The organism is Gardnerella sp. DNF01204, assembly GCF_049244145.1.
GTDB lineage: Bacteria > Actinomycetota > Actinomycetes > Actinomycetales > Bifidobacteriaceae > Bifidobacterium > Bifidobacterium vaginale.
In genome coordinates this window covers 519,176-532,991 of the sequence record NZ_CP058379.1, presented here as the reverse complement: position 1 = coordinate 532,991, position 13,816 = coordinate 519,176, and the positions used below count along the sequence as shown (strand labels likewise).

Annotated in this window: 10 protein-coding genes; 4 read left to right on the top strand and 6 right to left on the bottom strand. The window is 41.9% G+C overall.

Annotated features, from left to right (window positions below; all coding sequences use genetic code 11):
• Positions 1-77: 77 nt before the first annotated feature.
• Together HXT46_RS01980 and HXT46_RS01975 are read left to right on the top strand one after the other, a co-directional pair.
• The gene (locus tag HXT46_RS01980; RefSeq protein WP_020760760.1) at positions 78-2,135 is read left to right on the top strand and encodes a DUF4037 domain-containing protein; all 2,058 of its coding nucleotides are present in this window, start codon (positions 78-80) and stop codon (positions 2,133-2,135) included.
• Positions 2,135-2,764, top strand: a complete 630-nt coding sequence (locus HXT46_RS01975; RefSeq protein ID WP_004115596.1) for a DUF4125 family protein — start codon at positions 2,135-2,137, stop codon at positions 2,762-2,764. The genes HXT46_RS01980 and HXT46_RS01975 overlap by 1 nt, the downstream gene beginning before the upstream one ends.
• A gap of 25 nt (positions 2,765-2,789) precedes the next feature.
• Here HXT46_RS01975 and HXT46_RS01970 read toward each other — a convergent pair whose 3' ends face one another.
• The 6 genes from HXT46_RS01970 to hflX all read right to left on the bottom strand — a co-directional run bounded on the left by HXT46_RS01970 (position 2,790) and on the right by hflX (position 8,744).
• Complete coding sequence (locus tag HXT46_RS01970; protein ID WP_248902318.1) at positions 2,790-3,452, bottom strand: HAD family hydrolase; 663 nt, start codon at positions 3,450-3,452, stop codon at positions 2,790-2,792.
• Positions 3,453-3,465: 13 nt separating this feature from the next.
• Positions 3,466-3,906, bottom strand: coding sequence for a metal-sulfur cluster assembly factor (locus HXT46_RS01965; protein WP_004115603.1), 441 nt, complete (start codon positions 3,904-3,906; stop codon positions 3,466-3,468).
• A gap of 53 nt (positions 3,907-3,959) precedes the next feature.
• Positions 3,960-4,607: a Fe-S cluster assembly sulfur transfer protein SufU gene (gene sufU, locus HXT46_RS01960; RefSeq protein ID WP_019261425.1), complete on the bottom strand. Its 648-nt coding sequence runs from the start codon at positions 4,605-4,607 to the stop codon at positions 3,960-3,962.
• A gap of 66 nt (positions 4,608-4,673) precedes the next feature.
• Entirely contained in the window at positions 4,674-6,020 is a 1,347-nt protein-coding gene (locus HXT46_RS01955; protein WP_421786203.1) for a SufS family cysteine desulfurase, read from the bottom strand.
• A 158-nt stretch (positions 6,021-6,178) separates the two neighbouring features.
• Positions 6,179-7,141, bottom strand: a complete 963-nt coding sequence (locus HXT46_RS01950; protein ID WP_004112440.1) for an L-lactate dehydrogenase — start codon at positions 7,139-7,141, stop codon at positions 6,179-6,181.
• A gap of 133 nt (positions 7,142-7,274) precedes the next feature.
• The gene (hflX, locus tag HXT46_RS01945; protein ID WP_013399502.1) at positions 7,275-8,744 is read right to left on the bottom strand and encodes a GTPase HflX; all 1,470 of its coding nucleotides are present in this window, start codon (positions 8,742-8,744) and stop codon (positions 7,275-7,277) included.
• Positions 8,745-8,913: 169 nt separating this feature from the next.
• On the opposite strand from hflX, the gene HXT46_RS01940 reads away from it, so the two are divergent.
• Together HXT46_RS01940 and hrpA are read left to right on the top strand one after the other, a co-directional pair.
• Positions 8,914-9,615, top strand: coding sequence for a class I SAM-dependent methyltransferase (locus HXT46_RS01940; protein WP_004116812.1), 702 nt, complete (start codon positions 8,914-8,916; stop codon positions 9,613-9,615).
• 28 nt (positions 9,616-9,643) lie between these two features.
• Positions 9,644-13,711 (top strand): ATP-dependent RNA helicase HrpA, encoded by a 4,068-nt coding sequence (gene hrpA / locus HXT46_RS01935; protein ID WP_101886370.1) that lies wholly within the window; start codon positions 9,644-9,646, stop codon positions 13,709-13,711.
• The last annotated feature ends 105 nt before the right edge of the window (positions 13,712-13,816 follow it).

Genomic DNA, 13,816 nt, shown 5'->3' with positions numbered 1-13,816 from the left:
CTCGTATAAACAAATAATTCGCTATGATTGAGTAGTGAGCAAAACGGAATTTAATCGCAAGAAGCAAGGTGGCTTAAATGTTAAGCGTTTCGCAATTTTATAAAGAATTAGACAATATGTTTGCAAGCCACACAAGCGCGCAAGAAATCGAAAAATACCTGCTAAATGCGCTCAACCAATCGCAAGCAAAAGCAAACCAAGAAGCAACAAACCACGCAGAAGCAAACGCTCAAGCATTGCAACTATCTGTGTTAAACGAGTTGATGGGATTTTATAGGTCTAGAGGAGAACACGCAAAAAACAAGACAATAATTGATAATGCGCTAGATTTGTCAAAAAAGATGGATTTAGCAGGCAGCGAAGCTGGCACAACCACGCTTATAAACGCTGCTACTAGCCTACGAGCCGCGGGCAGCTATGAGCGCGCAGCAGAAATATATTCTCAAGCTATTAAAGAATCATCGAAAACACTAAAACCAAACGATAGAAAGCTCGCAGCTCTGCACAACAATCTTTCAATGCTTTACAGCGAAACAGGCAACACGAGCGAAGCAATTAATGAACTTAATATTGCGCTTGAAATATTGCAAAAATCGAGTATCGATCCTTCAACAGACATAGATATAGCAGCAACTCACACAAATCTTGCGCTTGCGATTTTGCAAGAGTGTTCGCAGCCTAGCGAAAGCACAAACAGCAAATCCACTATCCTTAACTCTGCTTTTGAACACGCTTCAACTAGTATTCGCATGTACATTGCAGGAAATAACCAAAATCAACCACATTACACATCTGCTTTAGCTGGATATGCTCAAGTTCAATACGCACGAAAAGAGTATTCCGACGCTGTAAAAGCATACAGCGAAGCTCTAGATTTAATAGCACAATGTTACGGAAAAGATAGCGAGTCATACGCTATAACGTTGGAGAATCTGCAGCAAGCACAGGATGCAGAAGAAAAATTTACGGCGAAAAGCGCGGCAAATACAATTCAATGCAATTCGGAAAAGTCGCAAGCAAGCGATGAGCCAAAGCCAGAGTCAAATAAAACTATACAATCAAATAAAACCATAAAATCAATCAAAACTGTAAAAACAGAATATAATCCAAAAATCAAAAACGGCATGCAACTTGCAAAATCATATTGGCAAACTTACGGAAAACCACTGCTTGAACTTGAACAATTTAAAGACTATAAAAACCGCATAGCTGCAGGATTAGTAGGTCACGGATCGGAATGCTACGGATTTGACGACGAGATTTCGCGCGATCACGATTTTGGCCCAGGATTCTGCTTATGGCTTACAGATGAAGACTATGCGAAAATTGGCGATGATTTGCAAGCAGCTTACGATTCTCTTCCGCAAGAATACGCTGGTTTTGGCTCTCGCGAAGAAACTCCACGCGCTAAATCATGCGAAGGAAGCAAGCGAGTTGGAATATTTAGCATAAGCGAATTTTTTGAAAACATAACGGGATTTTCTACTGCACCAAGTCAAAACGAGCCGCATTTATGGCTTTCGTTAAGCGAGCCAACACTTGCTGCAGCTACGAACGGCCAAATTTTTGCAGACCCACTTGGAGAATTTAGCAAAACGCGTCAAAGTTTTAAACTCATGCCAGACGATGTGCGAATCTCGCTAATCTCTAGAAGGCTTGGCATGATGGCTCAAGCAGGTCAATACAATGTTCCACGAATGCTAGCGCGAAAAGACGGAGCTGCAGCATGGCTTTCTATAAACGAGTTTGTGCGCGCAACCGCTTCAATCGTATTTTTGCTAAATAACCCAATAAGTGCAGGATATTTGCCATATTATAAGTGGCAATTTGCAGCACTTCGCAAGCTAAGCAATCGCATGGCGTCTAGGCTTTCTGGCGTAGCAAATCAACTTGAATCGCTTATGCGACTAAGCTCCGCAGCATGCTTTGGTGGAATCGGATTTGGCGAAGGCACAAAAGGCAGCAGCGAAGCTGAATCTAAAATAAACGAGATTATTCAAAACGTGTGCAACGAAGTAGTGCAAGAGCTTAAATATCAAGGTTTGAGCGATTGCAATGAAACGTTTTTAGAATGGCAACGCCCGTATGTTGAAGCACATATTAATTCGCGCGCAACGTGCTTAAGGAGCTTATGATGTGCGATTCATTATCAAATCCAAAAACGCAAAATCTTGCAGAAGAAATTACAAAACTAGAATGGCAGCAATTCCAGCTTACGCAAAACGAAGGCGGGCGCGCGAATTGCCAGGAAGATTGGCAAACATTCCGCATTATGCGCATGAGTCAATTTTTAACTTGGCCTCTGGATTTGCAAGAGTCTTATAAAAAAGATCTTGAGCGCGCTGACAGCAATGGCAGAAATTTGATAACAGAAAAATATGCAAGAATGATGGAGTCTACTGCTCCAGAAATTTTTGAGCGCACAATTAAGCCTTATATTAAGCCGATTTTAGAGCCTAGAAAAAGCGAGCAAGAGAAGATTATTTTAACGCAAGTTAAATGGGCGGATGATTTTCGCGATCGATACCCTCATTTAGGTCTTGCGATGCGCGTTCTAAAAACAAGTGAAGATACAGAAGAAAATACATCTTTTGAAACGTATTTACGAGGAGAATTAAGCACGTATTCCGCCGAAACTTTTGCTAAATATAAGTCTTTTATAGAAGATTTAACAGCGAAAAATCTAAATCTAACGCAAATGATTATTACAAATACTGTGCGCATGTATGGCTACGATTCACTTGAAGCAGCCGACAAATGTTGAGTCAACTATAGCGTGAATAGTTTTATTACAGTGTGAATAGTTTTGCAAATGCACACTCAATTCTTTGTGCAGTTTTTAAACTACGCAAATCAGATTCAACAAAAACAGTAGAAGATGCGCTCAAACCATTTTTGCTCAAAAAATCTCGATAAATCATAATATTCGGCTTGCGCAAATGATATTCATAAGATGCGCTAACGCCATTTATCTCGCCAAGTATTGGGCAAGTTGTGCGCGCGCAATCAACCCACTCTTGTGAAGCATTTCCAAACGCCCAAACGCGCACATCTTTTGCAATTAAATCGCGAGCAACAGCCGCAAAACGCTCTCGCTCCCCTAAAAATCCGTGTAAAAAATTCTCAAAATACAAGCGATAAAGCCAAGTTACGGCAGGACCATGATGCTCACTAAACGATTCAAGCGCACACTCAATGCTCCATCCTGATTCACGCAAAGCCTCGTGAAACTCAAAACCCCATTCTGGCTCATAGCTAAACAGCACCTCGCCAATATAATCTGGGTAATACGATTCCAATGTGCGACGCGCATCCCAATCAACAAGAAGATGCAAGTCAAAAACAACATCTGTTATGCCGTTTTCAATAATTTTTTGCGCGCATAAATCGCAATAATCACAACTATTCTTGCAATCATTGTGATTAGGCGAAAAATCTTCTGTGCAAATCATTACAAATCCTAAATTATTCAGTTGGCGAAATTCCGCCGGCATAGGATGACATTCCAGCACCAGCACCAATTCCAGCACCAAAGCTCGCAGGCAAATTGTTCAAATTATAGCCAAGCGCCTCAAGCTGCGCGCGCCCATCTTCCGTAATATTTTCAACGCTCCAACGCGGTTTCCAAGTCCAATCAATACGAAATTCATCAACTAATCCAACAAGCGCACTCGCGCATTCGTCTTCAATCAAATCTGTAAGAGGACAAGCAGGCGTTGTAAGCGTCATCGTAATAATCGCGCGTCCAAGCTCATCAATCTCAATCCCGTAAACTAATCCTAAATCAACTACGTCAATTCCAAGCTCTGGGTCTACAACATCATGCAAAGCATCTTGAATATCTTCCTCAGTTACGCGACCGATGCTATTTACGTTGATCTGAGATTGAGCTTGATTTTCTGCCATAATATTCCTTATTTTTAGTGTTACACTGCGATTTTATAAAGCCACATACGATTTTATAAAGCCTCAATAGCCTTTGCAATACCGTCTTTTAAGCCTTCCCATGCAAGCAATGCGCACTTTATTCGCATTGGATATTTAGAAACGCCTTGAAAAACCATTGCATCTTCCAACTCATCTTCGTCTTGCTCGCTTTTTAATCCCACTCCCCTAGATTCCATAAGCTTGTGGAAAAGCGCGGCTAATCGCAAGGCATCCGCAACAGTTTTTCCCTCAACCAAATCAACCATAATCGAAAGACTCGCTTGCGAAATTGAGCAACCATGACCATCCCACTTAATACTTTTAACAAGCGCATTGCTTGAATTGTCAACGTTCTTAGCGAGTTCCACATGCATCGTAACCTCATCTCCACAAGTTGGGTTAAATTGATGAGATTTTCCTAATGCGTAATTTTTATTAGCTTCTACAGCACAATTTTCATGATGATTTGTAATTGTTATATTAGAATTGTTTTTTAACTCATTGGTTGCTGGCGACTTATCCGAAGCCTCCTCAACTTTCTCTTCCTGCTCTTCTGCTTTAGAAAGACTTTCTGTGTTTGAAAAATGTGTTTTTCCGTGCGGATTTCTAGCAGCATCTAAAATCACTTCTTGATACATGCTTTCTAAGCCGCTACCGTCGTCAACACTCATATCAAACATATGCTCTCCTTATTTGTTATTAAACAGTATTTTATTTGAATTCTATTTGAATTTTATTTGACAATACTATGCACCAAAGTATGCGCGAACATGGGAAACAGCTTCCACAAGCGCGCGGACTTCTTCGATTGTGTTATAAACTCCAACAGACGCGCGATTCGAAGCGTACACGCCAAAATGGCGATGAATAGGCTGAGCACAATGATGTCCAACGCGAATCGCAATTCCTTGCGCATCCAAAAACTGGCCAACATCGTGCGGATGCACGCCTTCAACTTCAAAAGAAACCGTTGCAATGCGGTTGTTTAAATCAAGCGGCCCAAGCACGCGAACGCCTGGAACATCCTGCAATTTCAACAATTCTGCAGCAAGTTCCTGCTCATGCTCTGCAACTCGGTTCATGCCCAACTCGCGAAGCCAATCCGCAGCCACTCCTGCAGCAACCATTTGCGCAACTGGCTGAGTTCCCGCCTCAAAACGGTAAGGCGCATCCATATATTGCGCTGGCTTGTTAAGCCACGCAAGCTCCACCATAGATCCACCAAAATTGGATGGCGGAAGAGCGTTCAAAAGATTGCGGCGTCCATACAAGAACCCAACACCCGTAGGGCCGTACATTTTATGCGCGCTAAATGCTGCAAAATCAACATCTAGCGCGTGAAAATCAACTGGAATATGCGGAACAGACTGGCACGCGTCAAGAACAAAAATTGCACCAACCTCATGCGCACGCTTGCAAATCGGCGAAACGTCCGTAATAGCGCCAGTAACATTGCTAATATGCGTAACTGCAACGATTTTCGTGCGCTCGTCAACAATCGTGCTCAAATAATCCGCGTCTGCACGCACGCGACCATCTTCACTTACATCGATCCAGCGAAGCTCTGCACCCAATCGAATCGCAAGCTCTTGGAACGGCAACAAAACAGAATGATGGTCTGAGCGAGAAACAACAATATTATCTCCCTCATTAATCACAAAATGCTTGCGCAAAGTTAAGTTATCTTCAGCAAAACCAGTGCGATTTAATCTAGCGTTAATCGTAGCGTTCCCAATAGAAGTGGCAAGAAGATTTAGAGCGCCCGTAGCACCAGGCGTAACAATAATCTCTTCGTTTCCTTCTTCACTACAAGCACCAACGAGTTTTGCAACTTTTGCACGCGCTTCTTCAAAGGCAACTGTCGAAAGCGCCGCCAACTCGTGCGCCCCCCTATGCACGCCAGCATTAATAGTCTTATAAAATTCGCTCTCTGCATCGATTACAACCTGCGGCTTTTGAGCAGTAGCTGCAGAATCTAAGTAAATCAAGGGTTTTGAATGTACTTTGCGACTTAAAATTGGAAATTGAGATCTCAAATCTTCAAACTTGTGCATTAACACAGTATCTGTCTCAAGATTTTTATGATTAAACATTCAAAATCCCCTTTTAAGCAAATTTATACAACCTATACAATCAAATTTTATAAATCTTGTTCATAATTTAAAAGTCGCTCCCCCAAAACAAAGATTGAAGGAACGACTTTCAAAATTTAAATTTTAATAATTAGCGTTTTATGAACAGCTAATATTAATTAGAATCCAAACTCTGCAGCAGCCTGACGAAGAGTTTCCGCAGAACGCTTCAAAGCAGCAAGCTCGCGATCCGAAACTGGAGTGTTCAAGCGAGAGTTTACGCCATTACGGTTCAACAAAGTTGGAACGGACATGCAGACGTCTGAGATTCCATGGAAATCGTCAAGAAGAGAAGATACTGGCAAAATGCGGTTAGTATCGCGAAGAACGGCTTCAACAATATCAACACCAGACATAGCGATAGCGTAGTTTGTAGCGCCCTTACCGTTAATAATCTTGTAAGCTGCGTTCTTAACTTCTTGATGAATCTCTTCGCGCTTAGCTTCATCCAATGGCTCATGACCTGGAAGAGCATTCCACTCGCACATTGGAACACCACCAATAGTTGCAGAAGCCCAAAGAGGAACTTCGGAATCGCCATGCTCGCCAGCAATATAAGCGTGAACATTCTTAACATTCACACCAGTTTGCTGCGCAATAAGGAAGCGCAAACGTGCAGAATCAAGGTTTGTACCAGATCCAAACATTTGATTAGCAGGAAGACCAGAAAGCTTCATAGAAACATGCGTAACAACATCCACAGGATTTGTAATAAGCATGTAGATAGCGTTTGGAGCGACCTTCACAACATTAGGAATAATCGACTTCATAATGTTGATGGTTGCACCTGCAAGCTCCAAGCGAGTCTGACCAGGCTTTTGACGAGCACCAGCAGTAATAACAACCATGTCTGCGTCACGGCAGATTTCAACGTCATCTGAGCCATCAATAGAAACGGCTGGATAGAAGCTAGAACCATGCTGCATATCGAGCACTTCTGCCTCAACACGTTCCTTAGCGATATCCTCAAGCACAATTTCACGAGCAACACCGCGCTGAGCTGCAGCAAACGCAAGCGTGGAACCTACTGCACCAGCACCAATAATCGCAAGCTTAGTTGGCTTAACCTGAGAACTCACCATTAGAAAAACCCCTTTTCCACAAACCGAGTCGACCCTTATAACTTATAAATAGAAAAATACAAGGGCTGCTCTCACATTAAGAGCTATATGTGTATAAACAGTTTTTACTTTAATCACACCACCGGAATTTTGTTTAAAGTGCAATTTGCATAAGTTTTGCAGCCAAAGAATCGCCAACAAAAGCATCTAATTCTACACCAGAATCCTTATATTCCGCGGATTTTACAATACCGTTTTCCCTAACTCTAGATAGCAAAGACCCAGAATAATCGCTATAAGGCAATGTAACTTTAACATGAACATGTGGTGAAGGTAACAAATTTTCTATACGCGTTCTTAAACGGTCAATATTTGTTCCACTTGCAGCAGACACAATTAAAGAATCAGGATACAACGATTGCAAGCGTAAACGCATTGGTTCTTGCATAACATCCGACTTATTAAAAGCAATAATTTGCGCTATATCTTCCACACCGTCAATTTGAGCTAAAACCTCGTTAACTGCCTCAATTTGAGAAACAGGGTCTGGGTGAGAACCGTCAACTACGTGCAAAATTACATCTGCATTACCAACTTCTTCCAAAGTTGATTTAAACGCTTCTACTAGCTGAGTAGGCAGCCTTCTAACGAAGCCAACAGTGTCTACAAGTGTATAAGCGCGACCATCTTTAGTTAAAGATTTTCGAACAGCAGTATCCAAAGTTGCAAAAAGCGCGTTTTCTACAAGTTCTTTAGATCCTGTAAGTCTGTTTATAATCGAAGATTTTCCAGCATTTGTATACCCTACTACTGCAACAGTTGGAATATCTTGACGACGCCTAGATCCGCGCTTTGTCTCGCGAGTTGGTGCCATTAGTGCAATGTCGTGACGCAATTTTGAAATTCGATTCCTAATTGCGCGCCTATCCATTTCGATTTTTGTTTCTCCAGGGCCTCTAGAGCCTATTCCTGCATCTCCTGCAGCGCGACCACCAGCCTGCCTAGAAAGAGCAGCACCCCAACCTCTAAGTCGCGGAAGCATGTATTGAAGCTGAGCAAGCTCGACTTGTGCCTTTCCTTCCCTACTTGTTGCATGCTGAGCGAAAATGTCTAGAATAACAGCCGTTCTGTCTACAACCTTGACTTTAGTGGCATCTTCCAAAGCTCTTCTTTGGCTTGGTGGAAGATCGTCGTCTACCACAATCGTATCCGCATCATTTTGCGCCACAACCGCTGCAAGTTCACGCGCTTTTCCAGAACCAACATACGTTGCTGCATCTGGTCTGTATCTTTGCTGCAACATGCCGTCGCATACTACTGCACCAGCTGTTTTAGCAAGCGCCGCCAACTCTCTAAGAGACTCTTCTGCTTGGCTTAAAGTTCCGCGAGCGCTAGACCATACGCCTACTAAAACAACGCGCTCTAGTCTTAGTTTTCTGTATTCTACTTCGGTTACGTCTTGTAATTCTCCAAGACCCGCAACTCGTTTTAAGGCGTTTCTTGATTCTCGCTCTTGCCAAGCTTCATCGTTACTTTCTAGGCTTGATCCAGTGTTTGTGGAATCTAGTAGTACTTCGGAATGTCCTGAAAGAACGTCTTTATGCTCATTTTTATGCTCAGGCATATTATTATCACCACTCGCCAAATTGCTGTTTGCTAAAGTATCTACCAAAACTATGCCCTTTGCTATTTTGCTTTAACTACTAACGCTAAATCCCCTGTTAATACACGATTTACAACGTTTGTTTTATTATTGTGAATCTAGGAGACATAATTTTTAACGCAACACTAAAATGGCTATTAACACTTTTAATAAAACTAAAAAGACGAGCAGCATTAATGCTACTAAAACAAACAAAAATACTAAAGAAGCTAAAACTGGCGGCGAACAGTATTTTTCCGCTAACCCAAACTCTTTAGACTTAAGACGAACTTTGCATGTTGATTTGCGCGGTCACGAGGTTAGCGTGCAGGTTTCTAATGGAGTTTTTAGCTCTTCTAAGCTTGATTTAGGCACTGCAGTTCTACTTAAACACGCTCCACAGCCTCCAGAAAATGGGCGATTTTTCGACATCGGTTGCGGCTGGGGTGCTATTAGTTTGGCTTTAGGTTTTGAATCCCCTAATGCGCAAATTTATGCTGTAGATGTTAATGAACGTGCTCTAGATCTTACTGATATTAATGCCAAGAATGCTGGATTAAACAACATTCACACTTATCTTGTAGAAGATGCGTTAAAAGAAGATGCGCTAAAAGACATTGATCTTATTTGGTCTAATCCTCCAATCCGCGTTGGAAAAGACGTTTTGCATAATATTTTGATCACCTGGCTTCCTCGCCTAAAAGTTGGTGGAGCTGCTTATTTAGTTGTTCAAAAAAATCTTGGCTCCGATTCCTTAATCACTTGGCTTTCTAAAACTCTTGGGGAAGATTTTAGCGTTGAAAAATACGCAAGCTCTAAGGGATACAGGATTATAGAAGTCTTAAGAAAATAAGATTTAGCAAAATTTAACAGGATTGAATATGAACTTTGACTATCCTAGTGAACTGCCGATTTGTGCTGCACACGACCAGATTATTGAAGCCATTAAAGAGTCGCAGGTTATAATCGTATCTGGTCAAACTGGTTCTGGCAAAACCACTCAAATCCCAAAAATGGCTTTGGAACTTGGCAGAGGTGGTCGCGGAAAGCAAATTGTTCACACACAACCTCGACGACTTGCTGCGCGCACAGTTGCCGAACGAATCGCAAGCGAAATGGGTGTTAAACTTGGCGAAGAAATCGGCTATCAGGTGCGTTTTAACGACGAAAGCTCATCTAAAACAAAGCTTCGGATAGTTACGGATGGTATTCTACTCGCTCAAATTCAACGCGATCCACTTCTTACGCGCTATGACACTATTATCATTGATGAAGCTCACGAGCGTAGCCTAAATATTGATTTTTTGCTTGGATATTTAACAACTCTTTTGCCAAAGCGCAAAGACTTAAAACTTATTATCACTTCTGCAACAATAGATTCTGCAAAATTTAAAGACCATTTTGAGCAAGCGCTGCACATTAAGGTGCCTGTTATAGAGGTTTCGGGGCGAACATACCCCGTGCGCGTACTTTACGAGCCGCTTGGAAGCGCGCCTTCACTTATGAGGCACGTTCCAGGTTTTGCCGATATTGCTATGGATGATGAAAGCGTTGCGCAAAGCCAAAGTCTTTCGGAAAGCGGCGATATTTGCGACGAAGACATTGCTTCTGCTGTAACTCGCGCATGCGCGCAACTTGTGATTCATTCAAACCACACTCAAGGCGCGCGCGATATTATGGTTTTTGCTTCTGGCGAGCGCGATATTCGAGAATTTGAAGCATCGTTGCGTTCTTATTTCGGTGCGCGTGCAAGCGACATGAATCGTAGTGACGCCATTGAGATTGTTCCACTTTTTGCACGTCTTTCTTCTAAAGACCAGCATCGCGTTTTTGAACACCACACACATCAGCGCATTGTAATCGCCACTAATGTTGCAGAAACTTCTCTTACAGTGCCTTCGATTCGCTACGTTGTAGACCCTGGTTTTGCTAGAATTTCTAGATATTCTAAGTCTGCTAAAGTTCAGCGTCTTCCTATAGAACCTATTTCTCAAGCAAGTGCAGATCAGCGCTCTGGTCGTTGTGGGCGAATTGCAGATGGCATTGCTATTCGCTTGTATTCTAGGGAAGATTACGAAACTCGCCCGCGCTTTACCGACCCCGAGATTTTACGCACTTCACTCGGCGCTGTTGTTTTACACATGCTCTCTGTTGGTGTTGCTAAAACTGGCGAAGATATAACGAATTTTGGATTCATTGATCCTCCAGATATTAAGGCTGTAAGCGACGGCTTTAACGAGCTTAGTGAACTTGGTGCAATAAGCAGAAAATCAGGCTTCATCACTTTAACTCATATTGGACGCGAGCTTTCTAAACTACCGATTGACATTCGTTTAGGACGCATGATTATTGAAGCTGCGCGTAAAACCACTCCTAATACTCTTGCTGCTGTTCTGGTAATTGTGGCGTTTTTGAGTTTGCAAGATCCGCGCGAACGTCCGGAAGATAAACGCGATGAAGCAGATAGATTACACAATCGTTATGCAGACGAGTTAAGTGACTTTTTAACGGCATTGAATATTTGGGATCGCATATTCCAAGCGGATGGCGAAATAAGCAATAACGCGCTAAGGCGACTTTGCAAAGAGGAATTTTTCCACTTTTTACGCCTAAAACAGTGGAAAGATTTAGTTAATCAGCTTAAAGATTTATGCAAAGAACTTCATTATAATGTTGGCGAAGCATTACCACTTAAACGCGCACCTTTGCAAATCCGCCAATTACCAAATAATCAGCAAGCTGCTCACAGTCTTTGCTGCACTTGGGATTACCAAGGAATCCACGCTTCTATGCTTTCTGGCTTGCTTTCTATGATTGGCATGCAAGTTATTCGCGAGCCTAAGGCTTCGGATTTTGCAGGTCTTCGCGGAACAGCCAAAATTCGCGCTATTAAGCGCGCTCAAAAAATGGCAAAAAACGATTATCAGGGTGCTAGAAGCACAAGGTTTGCAATCTTTCCAGCTTCATCTGTTTCTAAAACAACTCCTTCTTGGATTATGTGTACGGAATTAGTTGAAACTTCTAGACTTTGGGCAAGGTATTGCGCGCAAATCGACCCTGCTTGGGCAGAGTCTTTAGCTAAGAATCTTACTCGCGTAACATATTCAGATGCTCATTGGAGCGCAAGCAAAGGTGCAGCAATCGCCCAATCGAAGGTGCTTTTGTACGGCTTGCCTATTGTGCAAAATCGCACTGTTCAATGGTCTAAAATCAACCCTTACGAATCTCGAATGTTAATGATTCGTCAAGGCTTAGTCGAAGGAAACGTTCAACAGCGTTTTCCATTCAACGATTTTATCTCCTCAAATATTAACATTTTAAACGATGCCGATAATCAAACAAATCGCACTAGACAGGCAAGCGAAACTGTAAACGACGAGGATTTGTTTACTTTTTACGATAATAAACTTCCTCAAGAAGCTACGACTATTGCAGATTTAGCTAAATGGTGGAAAAATTACAGGCTCCAAGACCCGCATTTTCTTGATTTTAACCCAGATTGTGTTGAGCGCTTGCAATACGCAAATGACACTGATTTGGCAGATTACCCAGATACTTGGCATACGATTGGAACAGACGGTCAGAAAATCAACTTGCGTTTAAGCTACATTTATGATCCGCATGATCCTTTAGATGGTGTAACTGTACACGTTCCACTTCATGCGCTTTTGCGACTTAAACCTCAAGAGTTTACTTGGAATGTGCCAGGCTTATTAGACGAGCTTATTATTGGCATGATTAAGTCTCTTCCTAAGACTTTGCGAGTACAATTCGTTCCAGCTCCAGATACTGCTCGTAAAATCCGTGAGTGGATAGATGACAATTATGACTATCTTCCAGGAATAAACGAAAATCCACAAGAAGATTTTATTTGGCAAGATTTTAGCGAAGTCTTTACTAAAGCTGCGATTAGTGTTGTTGGAGCACAAATCCACCCAGAAGTTTTAAGCGATGAACAGTTGCAACGGCTATCTCCTTATTTGCGCATAACTTTTAGCGTTGAGCAAAAGAAAGCTAATCAAAATAAATCAAACAATTCCCATAATCAAAGCAAAAAGCGCATTAAGCCTACTGTTTTAGGAACAGATAAATCGCTGATAAGTCTTCAGCATCGCTTTGCAAAATCAGCTCAAGAGTGTGCATTAAATGTTGTTAATAGCAAAGCGATTAAAGCTGCACAAGCTGGAAATGTTGTTGAGAGAGCAGATTTGTTACACAAGTCTGGTGCAACTAATCTTTCTAGATCTCAAATGGTTTGGCAGGGCGCGCTCAATATGCTTATTTTAGATGATAAACGTATTACATCTAGATGGCTCGGAAGTGAGGCTCTGATACTTGCTTCTGCACCTTATAAGTCTTCTAAAGATTTGGCCCAAGATTTGCAAATGGCAGCTATTAAGCGACTTATACCAAATACGCAAAAAATTACTAACGATGTTGAGCTTAAGGAAGCTGTTGGAAATATTGCCGAAGTATACGAAGACACAGTTTATGGTATTGCGCACGATGTGATTGCTATTTTGAAGCGTTTTGCTAAAGTTAGCACTGCTGTTGGCGGCAAAGCCGACTTGCCAATGCTTAGTGTTCTTCAATCGATTAGAGAACACGCAGCCTCACTTGTTTTTCCTGGATTTATTGCAAAAGCAGATTCTAGCGCACTTAGTTCAATAGAACGCTACTTGCATGCTGATTTAATTAGACTTGATAAAGCTAAAACAAATAAGGATAGAGATGTACGATGGGCTTGGCAAGCAGATGAAGCTCATAAGCTTGTGCTAGAAGCTCAAAATAGAGCAGAAAGCTTGCCTGCTGGACCTAATAGAGATGAGGCTCAAGAAAAAGCTCAAAAACTAAAGTGGATGTGCGAAGAATTCTACGTTTCTCTTTGGGCACAAGAACTTGGAACAGCATACCCGATCAGTATTCAGCGTATGAAAAAACTATGTTAGCGTAAAAACTATGTTAGTGTAAAAATGCGCGACATAAGACTACAAAAAGTGGCCACTATCCACGCAGCCAAAGATGACTGCAAGATAGTGACCACTAATATATTG

Bases quoted from the DNA above. Each gene is read 5' to 3' on its own strand.
- sufU (WP_019261425.1), bottom strand. From the start codon at position 4,607: ATGTTTGATATGAGTGTTGACGACGGTAGCGGCTTAGAAAGCATGTAT.
- HXT46_RS01965 (WP_004115603.1), bottom strand. From the start codon at position 3,906: ATGGCAGAAAATCAAGCTCAATCTCAGATCAACGTAAATAGCATCGGT.
- hrpA (WP_101886370.1), top strand. From the start codon at position 9,644: ATGAACTTTGACTATCCTAGTGAACTGCCGATTTGTGCTGCACACGAC.
- hflX (WP_013399502.1), bottom strand. From the start codon at position 8,744: ATGCCTGAGCATAAAAATGAGCATAAAGACGTTCTTTCAGGACATTCC.
- HXT46_RS01950 (WP_004112440.1), bottom strand. From the start codon at position 7,141: ATGGTGAGTTCTCAGGTTAAGCCAACTAAGCTTGCGATTATTGGTGCT.
- HXT46_RS01970 (WP_248902318.1), bottom strand. From the start codon at position 3,452: ATGATTTGCACAGAAGATTTTTCGCCTAATCACAATGATTGCAAGAAT.
- HXT46_RS01975 (WP_004115596.1), top strand. From the start codon at position 2,135: ATGTGCGATTCATTATCAAATCCAAAAACGCAAAATCTTGCAGAAGAA.
- HXT46_RS01955 (WP_421786203.1), bottom strand. From the start codon at position 6,020: ATGTTTAATCATAAAAATCTTGAGACAGATACTGTGTTAATGCACAAG.
- HXT46_RS01940 (WP_004116812.1), top strand. From the start codon at position 8,914: ATGGCTATTAACACTTTTAATAAAACTAAAAAGACGAGCAGCATTAAT.
- HXT46_RS01980 (WP_020760760.1), top strand. From the start codon at position 78: ATGTTAAGCGTTTCGCAATTTTATAAAGAATTAGACAATATGTTTGCA.